This is a genomic window from Sphingomonas sp. NBWT7 (assembly GCF_014217605.1).
In the GTDB taxonomy this organism is placed as follows: Bacteria; Pseudomonadota; Alphaproteobacteria; order Sphingomonadales; family Sphingomonadaceae; genus Sphingomonas.
Window position 1 is genome coordinate 1,198,475 of record NZ_CP043639.1, and the last position, 20,889, is coordinate 1,219,363.

19 protein-coding genes are annotated in these 20,889 nt (G+C 68.0%); 11 read left to right on the forward strand and 8 right to left on the reverse strand.

Annotated elements, in window-relative coordinates:
- Nucleotides 1-40 precede the first annotated feature (40 nt).
- The 4 genes from F1C10_RS06070 to F1C10_RS06085 all read right to left on the reverse strand — a co-directional run bounded on the left by F1C10_RS06070 (nt 41) and on the right by F1C10_RS06085 (nt 5,755).
- Nucleotides 41-1,021, reverse strand: a complete 981-nt coding sequence (locus F1C10_RS06070) for an RcnB family protein (protein WP_185209623.1) — start codon at nt 1,019-1,021, stop codon at nt 41-43.
- Nucleotides 1,022-1,143: 122 nt separating this feature from the next.
- Entirely contained in the window at nt 1,144-2,736 is a 1,593-nt protein-coding gene (locus tag F1C10_RS06075) for an AMP-binding protein (protein WP_185209625.1), read from the reverse strand.
- A gap of 117 nt (nt 2,737-2,853) precedes the next feature.
- Nucleotides 2,854-4,431: an acyl-CoA synthetase gene (locus tag F1C10_RS06080; protein ID WP_185209626.1), complete on the reverse strand. Its 1,578-nt coding sequence runs from the start codon at nt 4,429-4,431 to the stop codon at nt 2,854-2,856.
- Between the two features lie 64 nt (nt 4,432-4,495).
- Entirely contained in the window at nt 4,496-5,755 is a 1,260-nt protein-coding gene (locus tag F1C10_RS06085; RefSeq protein ID WP_185209628.1) for an acetyl-CoA C-acetyltransferase, read from the reverse strand.
- An 88-nt stretch (nt 5,756-5,843) separates the two neighbouring features.
- Here F1C10_RS06085 and F1C10_RS06090 point away from each other — a divergent pair, with 88 nt between their 5' ends.
- The 3 genes from F1C10_RS06090 to F1C10_RS06100 all read left to right on the forward strand — a co-directional run bounded on the left by F1C10_RS06090 (nt 5,844) and on the right by F1C10_RS06100 (nt 9,127).
- A complete protein-coding gene (locus F1C10_RS06090; protein ID WP_374939367.1) occupies nt 5,844-6,437 on the forward strand; it encodes a TetR/AcrR family transcriptional regulator in 594 nt (197 codons plus the stop codon).
- Between the two features lie 13 nt (nt 6,438-6,450).
- Nucleotides 6,451-7,410 (forward strand): NADPH:quinone oxidoreductase family protein, encoded by a 960-nt coding sequence (locus F1C10_RS06095; RefSeq protein WP_185209632.1) that lies wholly within the window; start codon nt 6,451-6,453, stop codon nt 7,408-7,410.
- Between the two features lie 100 nt (nt 7,411-7,510).
- The gene (locus F1C10_RS06100; protein ID WP_185209634.1) at nt 7,511-9,127 is read left to right on the forward strand and encodes a choline dehydrogenase; all 1,617 of its coding nucleotides are present in this window, start codon (nt 7,511-7,513) and stop codon (nt 9,125-9,127) included.
- 39 nt (nt 9,128-9,166) lie between these two features.
- On the opposite strand, the gene F1C10_RS06105 is transcribed toward F1C10_RS06100, so the two are convergent.
- Nucleotides 9,167-11,653 (reverse strand): PAS domain S-box protein, encoded by a 2,487-nt coding sequence (locus F1C10_RS06105; RefSeq protein WP_219729793.1) that lies wholly within the window; start codon nt 11,651-11,653, stop codon nt 9,167-9,169.
- A gap of 82 nt (nt 11,654-11,735) precedes the next feature.
- Here F1C10_RS06105 and F1C10_RS06110 point away from each other — a divergent pair, with 82 nt between their 5' ends.
- The 3 genes from F1C10_RS06110 (at nt 11,736) to F1C10_RS06120 (ending at nt 16,102) form a co-directional block, all read left to right on the forward strand.
- Nucleotides 11,736-13,781, forward strand: a complete 2,046-nt coding sequence (locus F1C10_RS06110; protein ID WP_185209635.1) for an NAD(+) synthase — start codon at nt 11,736-11,738, stop codon at nt 13,779-13,781.
- A 52-nt stretch (nt 13,782-13,833) separates the two neighbouring features.
- Complete coding sequence (locus F1C10_RS06115) at nt 13,834-15,597, forward strand: sensor domain-containing diguanylate cyclase (protein ID WP_185209636.1); 1,764 nt, start codon at nt 13,834-13,836, stop codon at nt 15,595-15,597.
- Between the two features lie 70 nt (nt 15,598-15,667).
- Nucleotides 15,668-16,102, forward strand: coding sequence for a PaaI family thioesterase (locus tag F1C10_RS06120; protein ID WP_258043101.1), 435 nt, complete (start codon nt 15,668-15,670; stop codon nt 16,100-16,102).
- Nucleotides 16,103-16,114: 12 nt separating this feature from the next.
- On the opposite strand, the gene F1C10_RS06125 is transcribed toward F1C10_RS06120, so the two are convergent.
- Both F1C10_RS06125 and F1C10_RS06130 read right to left on the reverse strand, forming a co-directional pair.
- Nucleotides 16,115-16,894, reverse strand: coding sequence for an SDR family NAD(P)-dependent oxidoreductase (locus tag F1C10_RS06125; RefSeq protein ID WP_185209637.1), 780 nt, complete (start codon nt 16,892-16,894; stop codon nt 16,115-16,117).
- Between the two features lie 103 nt (nt 16,895-16,997).
- On the reverse strand, nt 16,998-17,219 hold the full coding sequence (locus F1C10_RS06130) for a hypothetical protein (protein ID WP_185209638.1): 222 nt from the start codon (nt 17,217-17,219) through the stop codon (nt 16,998-17,000).
- A 142-nt stretch (nt 17,220-17,361) separates the two neighbouring features.
- Here F1C10_RS06130 and F1C10_RS06135 point away from each other — a divergent pair, with 142 nt between their 5' ends.
- From F1C10_RS06135 to F1C10_RS06145, 3 genes are read left to right on the forward strand one after another with little or no spacing between them, the layout of a single operon-like run.
- The gene (locus F1C10_RS06135; protein WP_185209639.1) at nt 17,362-18,102 is read left to right on the forward strand and encodes a hypothetical protein; all 741 of its coding nucleotides are present in this window, start codon (nt 17,362-17,364) and stop codon (nt 18,100-18,102) included.
- A gap of 40 nt (nt 18,103-18,142) precedes the next feature.
- A complete protein-coding gene (crcB, locus tag F1C10_RS06140) occupies nt 18,143-18,517 on the forward strand; it encodes a fluoride efflux transporter CrcB (RefSeq protein ID WP_185209640.1) in 375 nt (124 codons plus the stop codon).
- Complete coding sequence (locus F1C10_RS06145) at nt 18,514-19,617, forward strand: RluA family pseudouridine synthase (protein WP_185209641.1); 1,104 nt, start codon at nt 18,514-18,516, stop codon at nt 19,615-19,617. Before crcB ends, F1C10_RS06145 begins: the two co-directional genes overlap by 4 nt.
- On the opposite strand, the gene F1C10_RS06150 is transcribed toward F1C10_RS06145, so the two are convergent.
- The gene (locus F1C10_RS06150) at nt 19,600-19,776 is read right to left on the reverse strand and encodes a hypothetical protein (protein ID WP_374939368.1); all 177 of its coding nucleotides are present in this window, start codon (nt 19,774-19,776) and stop codon (nt 19,600-19,602) included. The genes F1C10_RS06145 and F1C10_RS06150 overlap by 18 nt on opposite strands.
- 219 nt (nt 19,777-19,995) lie before the next feature.
- On the opposite strand from F1C10_RS06150, the gene F1C10_RS06155 reads away from it, so the two are divergent.
- Complete coding sequence (locus tag F1C10_RS06155; RefSeq protein ID WP_185209643.1) at nt 19,996-20,208, forward strand: hypothetical protein; 213 nt, start codon at nt 19,996-19,998, stop codon at nt 20,206-20,208.
- Entirely contained in the window at nt 20,205-20,888 is a 684-nt protein-coding gene (locus F1C10_RS06160) for an ATP12 family chaperone protein (RefSeq protein ID WP_185209644.1), read from the forward strand. Before F1C10_RS06155 ends, F1C10_RS06160 begins: the two co-directional genes overlap by 4 nt.
- Nucleotide 20,889: the final 1 nt, after the last annotated feature.

Sequence of the window (20,889 nt, forward strand, 5' to 3'; positions counted from 1 at the left end):
CGGCGGCCGGTTTCCCCCGGCCGCCGCCCCCGCGACGAACCTACCAGAAGATGTTGTTGATCACGTCGACGACTTCGCCCGAGTAGACATCGACGAGCAGCGCATCGTTGTAATAGCGCACCCAGCGGTACGGCCCGTCCGCGTCGGGCAGGCGATACGCCCAGGGATCGTTGATCCAATAGTTCTGTGCGAACAGCACCTGCGACAGGATCGATCCGACGCCGAAGCTGCGATAGCCCGCGTTCCAGCCGTACGGCGCGTAATAGCGCGGCAGGCGGAAGGCATTGCGGTTGCGCGCGCGCCATCCGCTCCAATCATACCGCGTATCGCGCCGCCAGTCGCGATTCCAACCACCGCGATCGAACCGGTCGTTGCGCCCATAGGTGCGCCGCTGGTCGCCCCAGCCTCCGCGGTTCAGGTCGCCGCGATCCCAACTGCGCCGGTCCCCGCGCCAACGGTCCTGATCCGCCCAGTCCGCGCGGCTGCGGTCCCACCCGCGCTGGGCCTGCTCGCGCAGCCGCGTCCGGTCGCGGAACTGCGCGTCGCGATCACGATCGAGCCGCTGGCGATCGTCCTGCCGGTCGCGGCGATAGGCGTCGAGGTCGCGGCTGCGATCCGCACGATACTGATCGCGCGTCACCTGCCCGCCGATCAGCGCCTGCCGATCGCGCTGGCGCTCCGACTGGAAATCGCGCCGGTCGGCATCGCGCTGCTGCCGGAAGTCGCGGAACGCCTCGGCACGGGGATTATCCGGCCGCGCGCCATCTGGCCGCGCCGCGCGCTGCTCGCGCCGTTGCTGCCACGCGCCATCGGTCGGCGCCTGGCGCTGCTGCCCGCCAGTGCCCTGCGCAGGCCGCTGCCACCCGCCGCTGCGATCGCCGCCCTGCTGGCGCATCGCCTCCCGCTGCTGCGCGCGTTCGGCGCGCCATGCCCCGCGATCGCCACCGCGCTCCTGCGCCACTGCCATCGCCGGGACAATCGCCACTGCGGCCAGCAACGCCGCCACGAACTTCCTGCCCATCTCGCCTACACTCCATCGCCGGCGCACATTGCCGGCCCTGCCGATGGAACGCTTATGGACGAGGCGCGGCGACTGCGGGCTGAACCGACATGTCAGCGTTGCGAAAGGTTCTGTGGTGGTGCTTAGCTGACGCCCGCGAGAGCCTTCGCCTTGCCGTAATCGGCCTTGCCGTTCGGCGCGCGCAGCGACTGGTCGGTCGTAACGATCAGCTTGGGCAGCTTATAGCCGGCGAGCTTATGCCGCAGCGTATCGCGCGTCACGCCCTCGTCGAACCCACCCGCGGCCTGCACCACTGCCGCCACCGCCTGACCCCATTTGGGGTCGGGCATCGCGAAGACGAGCGCGTCGTCGACCTTCGGGCAGAGCTTCAGCGCCTCCTCGACCTCCTCTGGGAAGATCTTCTCGCCGGCGGAGTTGATGCACGCCGATCCGCGGCCGAGCAGGATTAGCGTCCCATCTGCCGCCACCTGCGCGAAATCGCCCGACACGGTGTAGCGCACGCCGTCGATCACGCGGAACGTCCGCGCGCTCTTTTCCGGGTCCTTGTGATATTCGACCGGGTTGGGCGGCGCGAGTACCACCTTGCCGGTGACGCCCGAGCCGGGCACCACGTCCTTGTCGTCGTCGTCGAGCACGCGGCAGCGCGTATTGGCCATGAACTTGGCGGTTTCGACCGTGCCGTCCTTCGAGGTGAGCGAGGCGCCCATGCCGATCGCCTCGGACGAGCTGAAATTGTCCTGGCACACCGCGTCGGGCATATGGCGGATCAGTCCGTCCTTCACCCCCTGCGTCCACATCACCCCGGACGACGAGATGAGCCGCATCGACGATACGTCCCACCGGCCCGGCTGCGCGTCGAGCGCCTCGAGCACCGGCCGCGCGAAGGCATCGCCGACGACGATCAGGCGATTGGCCTTCCAGCGATCGATCGCGTCGAGCGCTTCCTCGGCGCGGAAGCTGCGGCTCGGCAGCGTCGCGACGAAGCCGCCCGCGAGCAGCGCGCCGTACGACGACAGCAGCCCGGTGCCGTGCATCAACGGCGGGCCGCACACGACGCGTGGGTAATCGGAATTGGCGGCGGCGAAGGTGGCGGCTTCCTCGACGCTCGTCGGCACCGGCAGCCCCTGCGTCGCGGCGACGGCGAGGCCGATCGCATTCAACTCGCCGTGCGTCCACACCACGCCCTTTGGCATGCCGGTGGTACCACCGGTGTAGATGAAGAACCGGTCTGCCGGATCGCGTGGGATCGCGACCGGCGCACCGTCCCCCTCGACCAGATCGTCGAACCGCTCAGCGAAGGCAGGCGCCGCATCCTCGCCGCCGATCTCCACCCAGCTGCGCACCAGCGGCGAGCGATCGACGACATCGGCGACGCACTCGCGCAATCGAGCGTCGTAGACCAGCACCGTCGCGTCGCTGTCGGCCAGGATATAGGCAAGCTCGTCGGCAACGTAGCGGTAATTGACGTTGACGTGCGTGCCGCGCGCCTTCCAGCACGCCATCAGCGCGACGAGATAATCGGCCGAATTGTACGCATAGAAGGCGAAGCGATCGCCGGGTTGCAGCCCGCGTTCGATCAGCGCGCGTGCGAGGTTGTTCGAGCGGTGGCGCAGCGTCGCCCAGTCGATCACCTGTCCGCCGTGCGCCAGCGCGACGCGGTCACCGGGGATCGCGGCTTCGACAGCCTCGATCATGTCGCCGAAGTTGAAGCTCATCCTCGCCTCCCAAACTCGCGCGTCATGCCCGGCTCTTCCCGGCAGGTCCGCCGCATCCTCTCGCCGATCGGCGCCCCGCCCCTCGCTCCGGCTCATTCGCCGGAGCGATGGCCGCGGTCACGCCGCCTGCTCGGCGGGCTTGTTCTTGACCCAATATTCGTCGCGTAGCAGACGCTTGTAGAGTTTGCCGGTGTCGTGGCGCGGCAGCTCCTCGCGGAAGTCCCAGCGGCGCGGCGACTTGACGTGGCTGAGGTTGGCGCGCGCGTATTGCGACAGTTCCGCCGCGAGCGCCTCGCGATCCTCGAGCGGATCCTTGGGCTGGACGACCGCGACGACTTCCTCGCCCATCTCGTCGTGCGGCGCGCCGATCACCGCGACGTCGGCGACCTTGGGGTGCGTGATCAGCAAATTCTCGATCTCGGCGGGATAGATGTTCACTCCGCCCGAAATGATCATGAAGCTCTTGCGATCGGTGAGGTAGAGATACCCCTCCTCGTCCATCCAGCCCACGTCGCCCAGCGTCGTCCAGCCCTTGGCGCTGGTGCTCTCCTTGGTTTTCTCGGGATCGTTGTGGTAGCTGAACGGCGCCGCGCCGGTCGGGTTGAGATCGGTGACGGGCGCCTCGAAGAAGATCGCGCCCTCGGTGCGCGGCGGCACCTCGTTGCCGTCCTCGTCGCAGATGTGCGTGATCGTCGTCAGGTTACGCCCGACCGAGCCCTTGTGCGTCAGCCACTCGGACGACAGGATGTTGTGGAAGCCGTTGCCCTCAGTGCCGGCGTAATATTCGCCGATGATCGGCCCCCACCAGTCGATCATCTGCTCCTTAACCGGGATCGGGCACGGCGCGGCGGCGTGCCACACCGCCTGGAGCGACGAGACGTCGTACTTGCGGCGCACCTCTTCGGGCAGCTTGAGCATGCGGATGAAGTGCGTCGGCACCCATTGCGCGTGCGTCACCTTGTACTTCTCGATGAACTCGAGCGCTTTCTCGGCGTCAAACCGCTCCATCACCACCACCGTGCCGCCAAGCTGCTGCACCGCCATCGACCAGCGCAGCGGCGCGGCGTGGTACAGCGGCGCGGGCGACAGATACACCATGTCGGCGTTGAAGCCGTAGAGCCCCTGCCCGATCATCACCAGCGGCGAGACGTTCTCGCCATAGGGCTCCTCCGGCAGCGCGAAGCGCACGCCCTTCGGCTTCCCCGTCGTACCCGACGAATAGAGCATGATCTGCCCCGGCGACGGATCGGCGATCGGCGTCTCCGGCTGCGCGGCGACCGCCTCCTCCCAGCTGTCGTATCCCTCGATTACCCCGTCGGCCATGAATCGGGCGAGGTCGCCGATCAGCGGCAGCAGCGCCTCGGCGCAGGCAGCAGTGCCCTTGCCCGCGACGAACATGCGGCACTCGCCGTCGCGGATGATATATTCCGCCTCCGCGGGCATCAGCTTGGACGAGATGCAGGTAAGATAGACGCCCGCACGCTCCGCCGCCCAGGCGATTTCAAAGTAGCGCGCCGAATTGTCGAGCATCATCGCCATCGCGTCGCCGCGCTTCAGCCCGAGCGAGCGGATGAGATGCGCACCCTGGTTCGCGCGCGCGTCGAGCTGGGCATAGGAGACCGTCTCGCCCGATCCGCCCATGATGAAGGCGGGTTTGTCGGGCATGGCGGCGGCGTGCTTGTACGGGTGCGTCATCAGTCTCTCCGCCGCGGCGGGCGCTGGCGGCCCGCTCGCAGTCTTTTGGTCTTCGTGGCGTCGATCAGGCGGCGATACGCTCGACGATGATCGCCGGTGCCATGCCGCCAGCCGCGCACATGGTGACGAGTCCGTAGCGCTTCTCCTGGCGCTCGAGTTCGTCGACGATCGTGCCGATCAGGATCGAACCGGTCGCACCGATCGGGTGGCCAAGGGCGATCGAACCGCCGTTCACGTTCACCTTCTCGCGCGGCAGGTTGAGGTCACGGATGAACTTTTCCGAGACGACAGCGAACGCCTCGTTGATCTCGAACAGGTCGATGTCCTCCACCGTCAGGCCGGCCTTCTCCAGCACCTTCTTGGCGGCCGGCACCGGCGCGTTGAGCATCAGCGTGGGATCGTCGCCGACGTTCGCCATCGCCACAATGCGCGCGCGCGGCTTCCAGCCCTGCTTCTCGGCATATTCCTTCGACGCCAGCAGCACCCCCGCCGCGCCGTCGACCACGCCCGACGAATTGCCGGCATGGTGGAAATGCTGAATGTCGAGATCGGGATACTTGCGATTGATCTGCTTGCGGAACGTGTCGCCCTCTTTGTTGTATGGCACGTCGGCCATCGCAGCGAACGACGGCTTGAGTGCGGCGAGACCTTCCGCCGTGGTCTGCGGGCGCGGGAACTCGTCGTGATCGAGCACGACATTGCCCTCGTCGTCCGTCACCGGAACGAGCGACTTCTTGAAGCGGCCTTCCTGAATCGCGACGGCGGCCTTCTGCTGGCTCTCGAGCCCGGCACGGTCGAGCTCCTCGCGCGTGAAGCCTTCCTTGCTCGCGATCGCGTCGCCGCAGATGCCCTGGTGCGACTGGGGATGATTGATGTTCAGGCGCGCATTGCCCGAGCCCATGCCGAGCGGCGGCTTGCCGCTTTCCATGTCCTCCGCGCCCATCGCGGCAGTGAGGCTCATCATCTCGGTGCCGCCGGCGATGACGCAATCTTCCATGCCGCTCATGATCTGTGCTGCGGCGAAGTTCACCGCCGTGATGCCGCCGCCGCAGAAGCGATCAAGCGTCGTGCCGCTGGCCTTGACGTCATAACCGGCGTCGAGCGCGGCCATGCGGCCCATGTCGCCGCCCTGCTTGCCGCGCTGAGTCGAGGTCGACCAGATAATGTCGTCGACTTCCTCGGTCTTGATGTTGTTGCGCTCTTTCAGCGCCTTGAGCACCGTCGCGGCGAGGTGCTGCGGATGCATGTGCGCCAGCGCGCCCTTGCCCTGCTTGCCGATCCCGCGCGGCGTGCGGACGGCGTCGATGATGTAAGCGTCGGCCATTGCTGAATAACCCCTTCGAAGATGCCAGCCGCGAACGATAGCTTTACCGACGCGGATTTCCGGCATAACCTTCGTTATGGTAGAGGGGATGTCAAGCGTGGAGCCTGCAGTTTCGGTACGGACGGTGCCCCAAACGCGAAGTCCGGACCTGACACCACGCGTCTGGCTGGAGGCTGGCCAGTCGCTGCTGCGTCGCGGCGGATTGCGCGCGCTGAAGCTTCGCCCGCTCGCCGAGGAGCTCAAGGTATCGACCGGCAGCTTCTACCATCACTTCCGCGATTTCGACGATTACCAAGGCAAGCTTGCCGCCTATTTCGCCGAGGATCAGGTCAGCGACCTCATCGCCGCGCTGGAACGCGCGACGCCCGATCCCATCGGACGTATCCGGCTGCTCGGGCAGACGGTGCGGCGGCGCGGATCGTCGCGGATCGCGGTGGCGATGCGCGCCTGGGCCGAAAGCGACACGCGCGCACGTGACGCGGTGCAGCGCCACGACGCGCTGATGCTCGATTTCCTCGCGCGAAGCCTGATGGCGACGGGCTTCTCGCGCGAGGAGGCGGAGGTACGCGCCTACGGCCTCATCACGCTGGGGCTGAGCAAGGTCCACGCGCCGCACCTCGACATGGTCAATCTGTTCGACGCGCTGCTCGACATCATGGTCGCGCGTCCGGCGTGCAAGTGAGGGCGATCGTCGCATGAAGGCCCTGGTTGTCTCCGCCCTGTCGCCCGATCTTTCCGGGACCGCGCTCGTCGACGTGCCCGAGCCGGTCGCCTCGCTCGGAAAGGTGCTGATCGCGGTCAAGGCCGCCGCACTCAACTTCCCCGACCTGCTGATGACCAAGGGCGAGTATCAGCTGAAGCCCCCGCTGCCCTTCTTCCCGGGCATGGAGATCGCCGGTGAGGTGATCGATGGCGACGGCTTTACTCCCGGCGAGGCGGTGGTCGCGGGCACGCGATTGGGCGGTTTCGCGGAGCGCGTCAGCGTCGACGCGAACGCCGTGCGGCGCAAGCCCGCGCATCTCTCGTTCGGCGAGGCGGCCGGGGTCGGCGCGGCCTATCTCACCGCCTATGTGGCGCTGGTACGGCTCGCCAAAGTCGAGGCGGACGAGTGGGTGCTGGTGCACGGCGCGACCGGCGGCGTCGGGCTCGCCGCGGTCGATCTGGCCAAGGGTCTCGGCGCGCGCGTGATCGCCACCTCACGCTCGGCGGAGAAGCTCAAGGTAATTGAGGCCGAATACGGCGTCGACGCCTGCCTGCCCGCCCCCGGCTTCCGCGATAGCGTGAAGGAGATTACCGGAGGCGGCGCGGACGTGATCTACGATCCCGTCGGCGGCGACGTGTTCGATGAATCGGTCCGTGCGATCGCGTTCGGCGGGCGGCTGTGCGTCGTCGGCTTCACCTCCGGCCGGATCGCCACCGTTTCTACCAACATGCCGCTGATCAAGGGCTTCTCGGTGATCGGCGTTCGCGCGGGCGAATACGGGCGGCAGTTCCCCGACAAGGGACGTGAGAACCAGCAGGCGATCTGGGACCTGGCGGCCGCGGGCAAGATCAGGCCGCGCGTCCACGCCGAATATACGCTCGACGACTGGCGATCGGCGTTCGACGCGATGGCGCGCAGCGACATGGTGGGCAAGATCGTCCTCGTTCCCTGACGCGAGCGCGCCGAGAGCCGCTTGCCGAAGGCGCGGCAACGCCGCAATATCACCGCGAATGCGCCGGGCGACACGGCGCCAGCACGATTTGGAGAGCAGCATGGCCGGGTTCGATTACGTCATCATCGGCGGAGGTTCGGCAGGGTGCACGCTCGCCGCGCGCCTCAGCGAGGATCCCGCGGTCAGCGTGTGCCTGCTCGAGGCGGGCGGCGCCAACAAGGAGATGCTGGTGCGCATGCCCGCCGGCGTCGGCAGCCTGATCAAGGCCAAAGGCAAGCACAATTGGGGGTTCTGGACGCAGCCCGAGCCGCACCTCGACAACCGTCGCTTGTGGTGGCCGCGCGGGCGCGGACTCGGTGGCTCTTCGTCGATCAACGGCATGGTTTACACCCGTGGGCATCCGCAGGATTTCGACGAGTGGCGCCAGCTGGGACTCAGCGGCTGGTCGTGGGACGACGTGCTGCCCTATTTCCGCAGGCTCGAAGGCCACCACCGCGCCGATCCGCTGCACGGTGCCGAGGGGCCGCTGACGATTTCCGGTGGGGAGAGCGACAGCCCGTTCCACGACGCGCTGATCGAGGCCGGGCGGCAGGCGGGCTATCCGGTGACGGAAAATTTCAACGGCGCCAGCCAGGAAGGCTTCGGCCGCTACGACCTGACGATTGCCAACGGCCAGCGCTGGTCGACCGCGGCGGCCTATCTGCGCCCGGTCGAGCATCGCGCGAACCTCACAGTCATCACCGATGCGCGCACGATGCGGATCGTGGTGAGCGGCGGGCGCGCTGCGGCCGTCGACTATATCAGGAACAATCGGATCGAGCGCGTCGAGGTCGACGGCGAGGCGCTGCTGTGCGCGGGCGCGGTGCAGAGCCCGCATATTCTCCAGCTGTCGGGCATCGGCGCCGCGGCGGCGCTGAAGGAAGCCGGCGTCCAGCCGGTGCACGACCTTCCCGGTGTCGGCGAGAACCTGCAGGACCATCTCGACATCATCATGAGCTGGCACAGCCGCGGGCTGATGACGGCCTTCTCCTCGACCAAGGGCCTGCGCCAGCTGCGCGTCGGGATCGAATATCTGACGCGCGGCACCGGGCTCGGGCGGCAGCAGTTCCTCGAATCGGGCGCGTTCATCAGCTCGCGCGAGGGGCTGTCGCGTCCTGACGTGCAGATCCACGGCGTCCTCGCGATCATGAAGGATCACGGCAAGACGCGCGTCGCCGCCGACGGCTTCTCGCTCCATCTGTGTCAGCTGCGCCCGGAGAGCCGCGGCCGTATCGCGCTTGGCTCCGCCGATCCCACCGCCGATCCGCTGATCTACGCCAATTACCTCGCGAGCGAAGTCGACCGACGCGTGATGCGCGACTGCGTCCACATCGGCCGCGAAGTCGCCTACCAGGCGGCGCTCGATCCGTATCGCGGCGACGAAATCGCGCCGGGCCGCGCGGTGCAGAGCGATGCCGAGATCGACGCCTGGGTCCGCGCCAATGCCGAGACGATCTACCACCCCGTCGGTACGTGCAAGATGGGCGCCGACGGCGACACGATGGCGGTGGTCGACGAGCGGCTGCGCGTGCGCGGGATCGCTGGCCTACGCGTCGTCGACGCCTCGGTGATGCCGACGCTGGTCGGGTCGAACACCAACGCGCCGACGATCATGATTGCGGAGAAGGCGGCCGACCTGATTCGCGGCACCGCGCCGGCGACGGCGCTGGCGGCGTAGGGACGGCCAGCGGCGCGGCCCGCGCGGCCGCGCCGTCGCTCAGCCTGCCGGGTCGAGGATCGCGCGCAACCGATCGCTGACCGCGCCGCTCGGATACGGCTTCTGCAACACCTGATCCTCGGGCACGTGCGCCAGCGCGGCGAGATCGGCGTAGCCCGTCACGAAGATAACCGGCAGCGCGGGATAGCGGCGGCGCGCCTGCTCGGCAAACTGCGCGCCGTTCATCCCCGGCATCGCGAAATCGGCGACGACTGCCGCGATCGGCTCGGCCGCGAGCGTCTCGAGCGCGGCGGGCCCGTCCGCCGCCTCGATCACCCGGCACCCCGCCTCGCGCAGCTCGTCCGCAGTAACGCCGCGCACCCCGTCGTCGTCGTCGAGTACCAGGATCGTGCGCCCCGCGATCGATCCGCTGCGCGGCGATGCCGCAGGCGCCTGGTCGCGCGCACCGGCCAGCACTTCGGCACGCGGCAAATACACGCTGACGATCGTTCCCTCGCCGGGCGTCGTATCGATCCGCACGCCCCCGCCCGATTGCTTGGCGAAGCCGTAGACCTGCGCGAGGCCAAGCCCCGATCCCTTGCCGACCTCCTTGGTGGTGAAGAAAGGCTCGAACACCTTGTTACGGATCTCCTCGGTCATCCCGCTGCCGGTGTCGATCACCGACACCGCGACATAGTCGCCGGCTGCTGGTTCCTCCGATCGCTCGGGATCGCCCAGCGTCACGTTGCGGGTCGTGACGCGCAGCGTGCCACCGCCCTCCATCGCGTCGCGCGCGTTGATCGCGAGATTGAGGATGATGAGCTCGATCTGCGTCGGATCGACCAGCGCCGGCCACACGTCGTAGCCGAGCTCGGTCTCCACCGCGACCGCCCCGCCCAGCGTGCTCTGCAACAGGTCGCGCATGTTGGCGACAATCTCGTTGAGCGACACGGCACGCGCTTCGAGCCGCTGCCGACGCGAAAAGGCGAGCAGCTGCCCGGTCAGCCGCGCGCCGCGCTCCGCCGCAGCGCGCACGTGCTCGAGCCGCTGGCGCGTCTTGTCGTCGATCCCGGCGCGATCGACCGTTCGTTCGATCAGGGCAAGATTGCCGAGCACCACCGTCAGCAGATTGTTGAAATCGTGCGCCACCCCCGACGTCAGCTGGCCGACCGCTTCCAGCCGCTGCATCTGCGCCAGCGTTGCCTCCACCCGCTCGCGCTCGCTGATCTGCTCGGTCAGCTCGGCGGTACGCTCGGCGACGCGCCGCTCCAGCGCCTCGCCTGCAGCGTGCGCATCGGTCACGTCGACGCCGCACCCGACGAAGCCCTCGAAATTCGCGCCCCAGCGTCGCGGCCGCCCCTCAACGTGAAACCAGCGGACGTTGCCATCGGCGTCGCACAGGCGGACATCGCGCGAAAAGCTGCGCGCCTCGGATAGCCGCCGCCGGCCGAACTCGGCAAAAGCCATCACGTCGTCGGGATGAACGACGCGGCGCCACCCACCCGCCAGCATCGTCTCCGGCGCCTGCCCCAGCAATGTCTCGAACCCGCGGCTGGCGAACAGGAGGCGCCCTTCGGCATCGTTGATCCAAACCAGCGCGGGCAGGCTGTCGGCAAGCGTGCGGAAGCGCTCCTCGCTCTCGCGCAGCTCGTCGGCCTGGCGCTTGCGATCGGTGACGTCGGTGCCCTCGACGAAGATCGCGGTGATCGCGCCGTTCACGTCGCGCACCGGCTGGTAGATGAAGTCGACGAAATGCTGTTCGTCAGGCGCATGGTCGCCGCGCCACAGCCGCACGGAGACGTTCTCGCCGCGATAGGCCTCGCCGCTTGCCACCACGGTATCGAGCAGGGTCATGAAATTCTGCGAAACGAGTTCGGGCAGCGCCTCCGGCACGGTAAGCCCGATCAGGTCGCGGCCGCCGACCAGCTGCTGGAACGAGGCATTGACCAGTTCGAAGACGTGCCCCGGCTGGCGCAGAACGGCCATGAAGCTCGGCGCCTGATCGAACATCTCTGCGAGCCGCGCGCGCTCCTCCGCCAGCTGGCGAGCGGCCCGCACGCGTGTCGTCGTCTCGGCGACGATGCACAGCACCCCGCCGACCGTGCCGTCCGCCGTTCGCACCGGCGAATAGGAGATGTCGAAATACACTTCCTCGCCGTAGCCGGCACGCTCGATGTAGAAGGGCCGGTCCTTCGCGCTGTACGTTTCGCCCGTTTCCCGCACGTGCCGCAGCAGCGGCTCCAGATCGTCCCATAATTCGGACCACGATTCGCGCGCCGGCCGACCGAGCGCCGCGGGATGCTTGCTGCCGATCGTCGGGGCATAGGCATCGTTGTACAGCGCGACCTGCTCGTCGCCCCAGAACAGCACGATCTCCGCACTCGCCGGCAGCAGCAGGCTAACCGCGCTTAGCAGCGCCTCGGACCATCCATCCGGCGGGCCGAGCGGCGACGTCGACCAATCGTACGACATGATCCGGTTGCCCATGTCGCCGCCGCCGGCAAACAAAGCGGCCAGCCGGCCGTTGTCGGGTTGCGGATCAACCATTTCGCGTTGCGTAAACCACTAACGGGGTGGCGCAAGGCCGGATCGTTGGCGTGAAGATGAAACAGGAGCTAACACGCACGCCATGAACGCTCGTTTCGGTTCGATCCACCACCATCGGATGCTGCGCGTCGCGGCGGCGACCCCCGTTGCCAGCGTTGGTGACACCGCCGCCAACGCCGAGCAGACGATCGCGCTCGCGCGTCGCGCAGACGCCGAGGCGGTCGATCTCGTCGTCTTTCCCGAACTCAACGTCACGTCCTACGCGATCGACGATCTTCACCTGCAGACCGCGCAGCAGCAGGCGACGGCCGACGCTCTGACAACGATCGCCGGGGAGAGCGAGAGCCTGCGCCCCGTGCTGGTCGTCGGCGCGGCGCTGCCGCGCGCGGGCCGGCTGTACAATTGCGCGGTGGTGATCGCGCGCGGGCGGATCCTAGGCGTCGTGCCCAAGACGTTCCTGCCCAACTACCGCGAATATTACGAGAAGCGCTGGTTCGCGAGCGGCGCCGGCCTGACGGGTCTGTCGATCGAGATCGCCAGGCAGACGGTGCCGTTTGGCGTCGACCAGATCTTCGCCGCGCGCGATCTGCCGCACTTCGTCTTCCACGCGGAGATCTGCGAGGATTACTGGTCCCCCACCCCGCCCTCGACCGCAGGCGCACTCGCCGGCGCGCTCATCTGCTGCAACTTGTCTGCGTCGAACGTCGTCATCGGCAAGTCGCGTGAGCGCATGATGCTCTCCGCGGCGCAGTCCGCCCGCGCCGTCTGCGCCTATGTCTATGCCGCCGCCGGACCGGGCGAAAGCACCACCGATCTCGCGTGGGACGGACAGGGATCGGTGCACGAACTCGGCGAGCTGCTCGCCGAATCGTCGCGCTTCGGGCTCGATCCCGAACTCGTCGTCGCCGACGTCGATTGCGAGCGGCTGGCGCAGGAGCGGATGCGCAACGGCACTTTCGGCGATGCGGCGACGTTCGCCGGCCATCCCGAGACGCGCTTCCGCCGCACCGTGTTCGATCACCAACCCGATTTCGCCGATGTCGGGCTGAAGCGCGCGATCCGCCGTTTCCCGTTCGTGCCGGATACGCCCGCCCGGCTCGACGAGGACTGCTACGAGGCGTTCAACATCCAGGTCGAAGGGCTGCTCAAGCGTCTCGCCGCGACGGGGGTCGAACGGCTAGTGATCGGCGTCTCGGGCGGGCTCGATTCGACGCACGCGCTGATCGTCGCCGCGAAGGCACTCGACCGGCTTGGCCGCCCGCGCTCCGACATTCTCGGCATCACCCTGCCGGGCTTCGCGACGAGCGACGATACCAAAGGCAATGCCTGGAAGCTGATGCGCGCGCTCGGCATCACCGCGGAGGAGATCGATATCCGCCCCGCCGCGCGGATGATGCTGGAGGGTATGAAACACCCGTTCGCCAGCGGCGAACCGGTGTACGACGTTACGTTCGAGAACGTGCAGGCGGGTCTGCGCACAGACTATCTGTTCCGCATCGCCAACCAGCGCAACGGCCTCGTCGTCGGCACCGGCGATCTCAGTGAACTCGCGCTCGGCTGGTGTACCTATGGCGTCGGCGATCACATGAGCCACTATGGCGTCAACGCCGGTGTGCCCAAGACGCTGATCCAGTTCCTGATTCGCTGGTGCATCGCCACCGACCAGTATGATCGCGAGACCGACACCGTACTCGACGCGATCCTGTCGACGGAGATCTCGCCCGAGCTCGTCCCGGCCGACGCGAGCGGCGCGATCCAGAGCACCGAAGCGAAGATCGGGCCCTATGCGCTCAACGATTTCTTCGCGCACTACGTGCTGCGCCACGGCCTTGCGCCATCGAAGATCCTGTTCCTCGCCTGGCACGCCTGGCACGATATCGACACCGGCCGCTGGCCGATCGGCTATCCCGACGCGGCGCAGACTGCGTACGATCGCGACACGATCAGGGCGTGGCTCGAGAAGTTCCTGTGGCGCTTCTTTCAGATCAGCCAGTTCAAGCGATCCGCCTTGCCCAACAGCCCCAAGGTCTCCGCCGGCGGCGCGGTATCGCCGCGCGGGGACTGGCGCGCGCCGTCGGACGGCTCGGCCGACGTGTGGCTGGCCGAACTGGCCGCAAACGGGCCCTGAATTGCCCCCCTTCCGAAACCGGCTGTTTACTGTATCGGGTTAAGCGGGCGCGATGGGAAGGCGCAGCAATCGGCGGAATGGAGCGGCATTTGCTACGGGCGTCGCCTATTTCCTCGCCTGTGCGCTGACGATCAGGCTGACCCGCTTCGAAGGCGGCGTCGCCTTCATGTGGATCGCCAATGGCCTGCTGACGGCGCGACTGACGACGCTGATGCCGCGCAACTGGGCCGCCCCGCTTGCCGCCTGCTTCGTGGCAAGCGTGCTGGCGACCGCGACGCTTGGCCTTGGCGCCGCGCTGGCCGTGCCGCTAGGTGTCGTAAATGTCGGCGAGAGCGCACTGGGGGCAGTGCTGCTCCATCGCTACGTCGGGCGGCACAGCGGGCTCGACTCGCACCGGTGGCTGATCATCTTCGTACTGGCGACGGGCATCGCGGCGCCCGCGGCCGGCGCGATCGTCGCCGGCGCATCGATCAGCGCGTTGAGCGATCACTCGTTCGTCGCCGCCGCGCTTCAATGGTATAACGGACACGCGCTCGGCACCCTCGCCTTCATGCCGATCTTCATGCTGGTCATGCGCGGCGAAGCATGGCGACTGATCAGGCGGATGCGCCGCGCCAAACTTATCGAATTGGCGACGCTGATGGGGCTCATCACACTCGTCGCGATCGCTACCTTCTCACAGACGCGTTTTCCGCTTCTGTTCCTGCCGCTGCTGCCGATCGTGCTCGCCACCTTCCGCGGCGGCGCGCTATCGACGGCTGCGTCGATCGTCATCGTCGCGATCATCGGCGCGGTGCTGACGGTGCGCGGCTACGGTCCGATCGCGCTGATGGATGGATCGATCGGCGAGCGGATGCAGTTCTTCCAGCTCTATCTCGCCTGCGCGATGCTCACCGTGCTTCCGGCGAATGCGGAGCTCCAGCGCCGCAGCGAGCTGTTCCGCCAGCTGCGCGACAGCGAGGCGCGCTACCGCCTCGTCACCGACAGCTCGACCGACATTATCCTCAACGTCGATTGCGATGGGCGGCTGCGCTTCGTGTCGTCCTCGGTCCATCAGCTCGCAGGCCAGCGCGCCGAGACACTGATCGGCCGGCCGCTGACCGAACTCGTCCATCCGGACGACGCCGATCGCGCGATGGCGACGCTGCGCAGCGTGCTCGACGATCCAACCGCCGTGTCGGTCAACGAATATCGCGGGCGGACGGCAAGCGGCGACAGCCGCTGGTTCGAATCGCAGAGCCGGGCGGTGATGGATGAGGAGGGAAATGTCACCGGGCTCGTCAGCGCCATTCGTGAGGTGACGCGCCGCCGCCAGCACGAAGAGCGCCTCGCCGAAGCCGCGCTCACCGATCCGCTTACCGGGCTCGTCAACCGCCGGGGCATCGAGCATGAGCTGACGCGGCTGCTGGCGAGCAGCGACGGCGGCTGCGTCGCGCTGTTCGATCTCGATCACTTCAAGCGCGTGAACGACACCTACGGCCATTTCGCCGGCGATGAGGTGCTGCGCCGTTTTGCCGTCGTTGCGCGATCGAGCCTGCGCGATCAGGATCTGATCGGACGGCTGGGGGGCGAGGAATTCGCGGTGCTGCTGCCCGATGCGACGATCGAGCAGGCGCGGCTCGTCTGCGACCGTCTCCGCCAGGCGATCGGCGACGCGCGTATCAAGGTCGGCGACGCGCAGATCGGCGTGACGGTGAGCGGCGGCGTCGTCACCTATCTCCGCCACGAAGCGCCCGAAGACGTGCTCCACGCCGCCGACGTCGCGCTGTACCGTGCCAAGCACGCCGGCCGCGACCAGCTCGCGCTCGCCGCCTGACCGATCGCGCTTGCCGACGCAGGTGCCGGGCGACACAAGGGCGGCAACCAGAACGGCAGGAGAGCAGAACGTGAGCGAGGGCGAACCGGAGATCCACGAACTGAGCCGGACGCTCGGTCTCGTTCGCATCGTCGAGATGGACCCGGCCGGTCGCGCACGGCTCGAATATCGCGCGGGCATGCACATGTGCCACTCGGGCGGCGTCGTCCAGGGCGGCTTTGTCAGCGGCTGGATCGACGCTGCGATGGCCCATGCCGCGATCGCGATGGGCGGACCCGACGTTTCGCCGATGACGCTCGAGCTCAAGGTCAGCTATTTCGCCCCCGCGCGCGCCGGTTTGGTCGTTGCCGAAGGCTGGGTCGAACGGCGCGGCCGCAGCACCTGCTTCTTCGAGGGGCGGTTGCTCGACGAGGGCGGCAAGGTCCTCGCCAAGGCAAGCTCGACGCTGATGCTCGCGCAGCGCGACCGCGTCGAACAGGCCGCCAAGGCCGCCACGCAGGGCTGAACGGCGCGGCTCTTAGGCGTTGCGCGCGACCAGTCCGCCGTCGACCGGGATGATCGCGCCGGTGACGAAGCCCGCCGCCGGCGCGCACAGGCTCGCCGTCATGAACGCCACCTCCTCGGGCAGGCCGTAGCGGCGCAGCGCGGTGCGACGCGCGGCATAAACCTGCTTCGCCTCGTCGGGGATTCCCTGCGTCATCCCCGTCTCGATCGGTCCCGGGCAAATGCAATTGACCGTGATGCCCGATTTGCCGAGTTCCACCGCCAAGCTACGCGTTAGCCCGATCACCCCCGCCTTCGCCGCGGAATAAGCGCTGAACCCCGATGTCGCGCCCAGCCCCTCGGTCGACGCGATATTGACGATGCGCGGGTGCGCGGCGCGACGCAGGTGCGGCAACGCAGCGCGGATCAGCCGCTGGTGCGCGGTCAGCAGCACCGAAATGTGCCGATCCCACTGCGCGTCATAGCCGGCGTCGTCGACCGGCAAATTCGCCGAGATGCCGGCGTTGTTGACGATCACCGAAAGGTCACCGAACGCCGCGGCGCTCTCCTCGACCACGCGCGCGATCGCTGCCGCATCGCCGACGTCGAGCGACCAGGCCTGTGCACGCAACCCCTCGCCCGCGATCTCGTCGACCACCGCCTGCGCGGCGTCCTGCGACACGTCGGTGACGGCGACGGCGGCACCCGCGCGGGCAAGAAGGATCGCGGTCGCGCGGCCCATGCCGCTCGCGGCGCCGGTGACGATCGCACCCGCCCCGTCGAGCCGCGCCGTTACCTGGGGAATCGGCCGCATCGTCTCTCTCCTGTCGAATCGCTGTTTGCCGTAGCGTAAGCGAAATGCCGACAGGCGGAAACGCGCGATCCGCGACGGGACAGCGCGAGCCGGGGGTGACCGATCAGATGATCCCGCCGCCCAGCATCAGCCGCAGCGTGAAGATCACGATCAGAACGAGATTGAGGTTGCGCCCGGCGTTCGAGGCCGACAGCGCGCCGACCGCGGCCCCCACGATGCCGATCGGAATGACCAGCCAGTTGAGCCACCCCAGCAGCGGCACGAATGCAATCAGCCCCGCCGCCAGCGTGATGAGACCGATCAGGATCGAAGCGATATTCAACATGCCACCAACATGGGTCAGCACCCGGTGTATTGCAACAGTGAGACACACATCGTCACGGCGCGAACGCGTCGTGTGGCGGCGCACGCTTCCTTAACGGCTGGCGCTGCATGAAACGCCGGCAAGTGAATCAGGGGGATAGAAGATGATCGGGCTGGTTCGCGCGGTGCCGCTGCTCGCGTTTGCACTCGCCGCAGCAAGCTGCGGCAAGGCGCCGGACGAAGACGCGTCGATCGCCGATCTCGACAATGCGCTGGCACAGGTGAACGGTGCGGCGAGCGCGAACGATCCCGTGCTGCAAAGCGCGCTCAAGGATCAGATCATGGTCGATCCGGCGCTGGTGCAGCAGGCGAATGCCGACACCGTCCGCCCCCCGATGCAGCCCGAGAGCGGCGCGGTGCCGCCTGACGGGATCGCTGGGGCGGCGATGAAGGGCGAGAAGGACGACGTTCGTCCCGCCCCGCCGCCGGGCGAATGCAAGCAGTGCGCAAGTGCACGCCAGGTGCTCAGCCGCGGCGCGCAGGCGGCGGCGCAGGGCCGATCGGCGAATTGCGCCGGCAGCGTGGCCTATTCGGCCGGCTGGGCGAACCGCCTGCCGGCAGGCGTGCCGCTCTATCCCGATGCGCGCGTCGCCGAGGCGGCGGGCGTGGACGGCGACGGCTGCGCGCTGCGCGTCGTCAGCTTCGCCAGCGCCGCGCCGCCGCAGCGACTGCTCGACTGGTATTTCACCAAGGCGTCGGACAGTGGCTATCGCGCCGAGCACGCCGCGCGCGGCGGCGAGCACGTCCTCGGCGGCACCAAGAGCGGCGGCGCCTTCCTGCTGACGGTGAAGCCACGCAGGGACGGCGGCAGTGATGTGGACCTGATGGCCGACGGCGGCGCCTGACACCTTTCGCCGGCGCGCGCGACGCTCTAGGGCGAGCGCCATGAATTCGATGTTTCTGGTGATGGCGGGCGGCACGATCGGCGCGGCTTTGCGACATCTCGCCGGCCGGCTTGCCCTTTCCGCACTTGGCCCGGCGTGGCCATGGGGGACGCTGTTCGTCAACCTCCTCGGCGGGCTGCTGATGGGCGTGCTCGCCGGCATGCTCGCCCGCCTGCCGTCGGGTGAGGCGGCCCGCCTGTTCCTAGGCACTGGGCTCCTCGGCGGCTTCACCACCTTCTCAGCCTTCTCGCTCGACACGGTGCTGATGATTGAACGTGGGGCATGGATCGCCGCGCTCGGCTACGTTTTCCTCTCGGTGGTCGGCGCGATCGCCGCGCTCGCCGCCGGGCTCGGTCTCGTCCGGAGCTTCGCATGACCGACACGGTTCGCCAGTTCACCGTCGCTTCGGACGACGACGGCATCCGCATCGACCGCTGGTGCAAGCGGCACCTGCCGGAGACGAGCTTCACCACTGTCGCCAAATGGGCACGCACCGGCCAGCTGCGCCTCGACGGCGCGCGTGTGGGCCCAGGTGACCGTGTCGTTGCGGGGCAGACGCTTCGCCTGCCGCCCGAAGAGGCGCCGCGGGTCGAGGCGCGGCCCAAGCGCGTCCGTCCGCCGCTCAGCGACGACGAGATTGATTTCGCGCGCGACATGGTGATCCACCGCGATCCCGCGGCGATCGTCATCAACAAGCCGCCGGGGCTCGCGACGCAAGGCGGCACCAAGACGACCGCACATGTCGACGGCCTGCTTGACGCGCTCCAGTTCGAGGCGGAGGGCCGGCCCAAGCTAGTCCACCGGCTCGACAAGGATACCTCGGGGGCGCTGCTGATCGCGCGGAGCGCTCGCGCCGCAGGCTTTTTCGCCAAGGCGTTCTCGAGCCGCAGCGCGAAGAAGGTGTACTGGGCGCTGGTCGTCGGCGTGCCGTCGATCGAGGACGGCACCGTCGATCTACCCATAGCCAAGCAGCCCGGCACCGGCGGCGAGAAGATGCACGTCGACGAGGAGAATGGGCTACCCTCGCGCAGCCGCTACCGCGTGATCGAGCGCGCCGGCAATCGTACTGCCTGGGTCGAGCTGCAGCCGTTCACCGGCCGTACCCACCAGTTGCGCGTTCACATGGCGGCGATCGGCCACCCGATCGTCGGTGACGGCAAATACGGCGGCGCGGCCGCGTTCCTCACCGGCGGGATCAGCCGCAAGATGCACTTGCATGCCCGCCGCATCCGCGCTGACCATCCAGACGATGGCGTCGTCGACGTCACCGCGCCGTTGCCCGCACATTTCGCCGAAAGCCTCGCCAGCCTTGGCTTCGAGGAAGCCGCCGCCGACCGGCTGCCGCCCGACAGCAAGCCACCGATCACGCGCGAGGTGCAGAAGGCACAGGCGCGTGCGCACGCCAAGCAGGTACGCAAGGGCCGCCGCGGCGAGCGCCGCGGGCGCGGCGCCGCCGACTCAGAACGGCAGCGGTAGCAACGATACGCCCAGCGTATCGCCGACGGCATGGGCGAATAGCACCATCGATCCGCCGGCGGTAAGCCCGCACAGGACGTACCCTAGATATTGCATGATCGGCGGGTTCGGGCGGCGAAGTTTCGCGTTGCGCGACGCCCCCGAAAAAATGAAGCTCACCAATAAACCGTACACAAACACCGCTGCGCCAGCCATCGCCGTTCCGTTCTCCGAACCATCTGGTTTCTGGAGGCCTGCCCCCCCGGGCCGCTCTCGCTATTCACTGGCGTAAACCATATCTCTTATGCGTAACCAAGTGGTTGATCCGCATTTGGCCCCGTTTCGGCATCACTTTGTCGTGGCTGGCATGCGGCGGCCGGAAACGCCATATCGCCCGCGATGAATGGTGATCCCGCCCGATCGCGCTGGCTCGCGCTGGTGCTCGTCCGTCTCGTCGCCGCAAGCGTAGCGGTGCTCGGCATCCTGCTCCTCGCGAATGGCGCGGAACTGTCGCGCAAGCTGCTCGGCGGCGCGATCGTCGTCGTCGCTTTGTGGACGATGGCGATCGTGCCGCGCGCGCTCGCCCACCGCTGGCGGAGCCTGGTCGAATGAAGCGTTTCTGGCAATCGGTAACGATCGACGCCGATCGCGTCGTCCGGCTCGACGACCGTCCCGTGCGCACGCCGGGTCGCGTGCTGCTTGCGCTGCCCGCCATCGCGCTTGCCGAGGCGATCGCGGAGGAATGGCGCAGCATTACCGAGACGATCGATCCACGCGCCATGCCGCTCACTGGCCTCGCCAATGCTGCGATCGATCGCGTCGCGCCCGATCCTGCCGCCTTCGCCCGTGGCATCGCCGCCTATGCGGAGAGCGATCTGCTCGCCTATCGCGCCGAGTCGCCGGCCGAACTCATTGCGCGCGAGGCCGCGGCATGGGATCCGCCGCTCGCCTGGGCCGAGGCGCGATACGACGTGCATTTCGTGCGCGTCACCGGCATCGTCTACCAACCGCAGCCGGCCGAGACGATCGCCCGGCTGCACGAGGCGGTTGCCAGCCGCGATGCCTTTGCGATGGTCGCGCTCCAGCCACTCGTCACGATTAGCGGCACGCTGGTCGGGTCGCTGATGCTTGCGGAGGGTGCGATCGACGCCGACGCGCTGTGGCAGGCGGTAACGGTGGACGAGACATGGCAGGCCGAACAATGGGGCGAAGACGCGGAGGCGAGCGCGGCACGTGCCGGGCGGCGTCGCGAGTTCGACGCGGCGGTGCGCTTCCTGTCGCTGCTGGCGTAGC

What these genes read in the sequence shown, in the direction of transcription:
- F1C10_RS06135 (WP_185209639.1), top strand. Translation starts at nt 17,362, where the DNA reads ATGATCGGGCTGGTTCGCGCGGTGCCGCTGCTCGCGTTTGCACTCGCC.
- F1C10_RS06160 (WP_185209644.1), top strand. Translation starts at nt 20,205, where the DNA reads ATGAAGCGTTTCTGGCAATCGGTAACGATCGACGCCGATCGCGTCGTC.
- F1C10_RS06130 (WP_185209638.1), bottom strand. Translation starts at nt 17,219, where the DNA reads ATGTTGAATATCGCTTCGATCCTGATCGGTCTCATCACGCTGGCGGCG.
- F1C10_RS06125 (WP_185209637.1), bottom strand. Translation starts at nt 16,894, where the DNA reads ATGCGGCCGATTCCCCAGGTAACGGCGCGGCTCGACGGGGCGGGTGCG.
- F1C10_RS06100 (WP_185209634.1), top strand. Translation starts at nt 7,511, where the DNA reads ATGGCCGGGTTCGATTACGTCATCATCGGCGGAGGTTCGGCAGGGTGC.
- crcB (WP_185209640.1), top strand. Translation starts at nt 18,143, where the DNA reads ATGAATTCGATGTTTCTGGTGATGGCGGGCGGCACGATCGGCGCGGCT.
- F1C10_RS06070 (WP_185209623.1), bottom strand. Translation starts at nt 1,021, where the DNA reads ATGGGCAGGAAGTTCGTGGCGGCGTTGCTGGCCGCAGTGGCGATTGTC.
- F1C10_RS06105 (WP_219729793.1), bottom strand. Translation starts at nt 11,653, where the DNA reads ATGGTTGATCCGCAACCCGACAACGGCCGGCTGGCCGCTTTGTTTGCC.
- F1C10_RS06155 (WP_185209643.1), top strand. Translation starts at nt 19,996, where the DNA reads ATGAATGGTGATCCCGCCCGATCGCGCTGGCTCGCGCTGGTGCTCGTC.
- F1C10_RS06090 (WP_374939367.1), top strand. Translation starts at nt 5,844, where the DNA reads ATGTCAAGCGTGGAGCCTGCAGTTTCGGTACGGACGGTGCCCCAAACG.
- F1C10_RS06075 (WP_185209625.1), bottom strand. Translation starts at nt 2,736, where the DNA reads ATGAGCTTCAACTTCGGCGACATGATCGAGGCTGTCGAAGCCGCGATC.
- F1C10_RS06085 (WP_185209628.1), bottom strand. Translation starts at nt 5,755, where the DNA reads ATGGCCGACGCTTACATCATCGACGCCGTCCGCACGCCGCGCGGGATC.
- F1C10_RS06095 (WP_185209632.1), top strand. Translation starts at nt 6,451, where the DNA reads ATGAAGGCCCTGGTTGTCTCCGCCCTGTCGCCCGATCTTTCCGGGACC.
- F1C10_RS06080 (WP_185209626.1), bottom strand. Translation starts at nt 4,431, where the DNA reads ATGACGCACCCGTACAAGCACGCCGCCGCCATGCCCGACAAACCCGCC.
- F1C10_RS06110 (WP_185209635.1), top strand. Translation starts at nt 11,736, where the DNA reads ATGAACGCTCGTTTCGGTTCGATCCACCACCATCGGATGCTGCGCGTC.
- F1C10_RS06115 (WP_185209636.1), top strand. Translation starts at nt 13,834, where the DNA reads ATGGGAAGGCGCAGCAATCGGCGGAATGGAGCGGCATTTGCTACGGGC.
- F1C10_RS06145 (WP_185209641.1), top strand. Translation starts at nt 18,514, where the DNA reads ATGACCGACACGGTTCGCCAGTTCACCGTCGCTTCGGACGACGACGGC.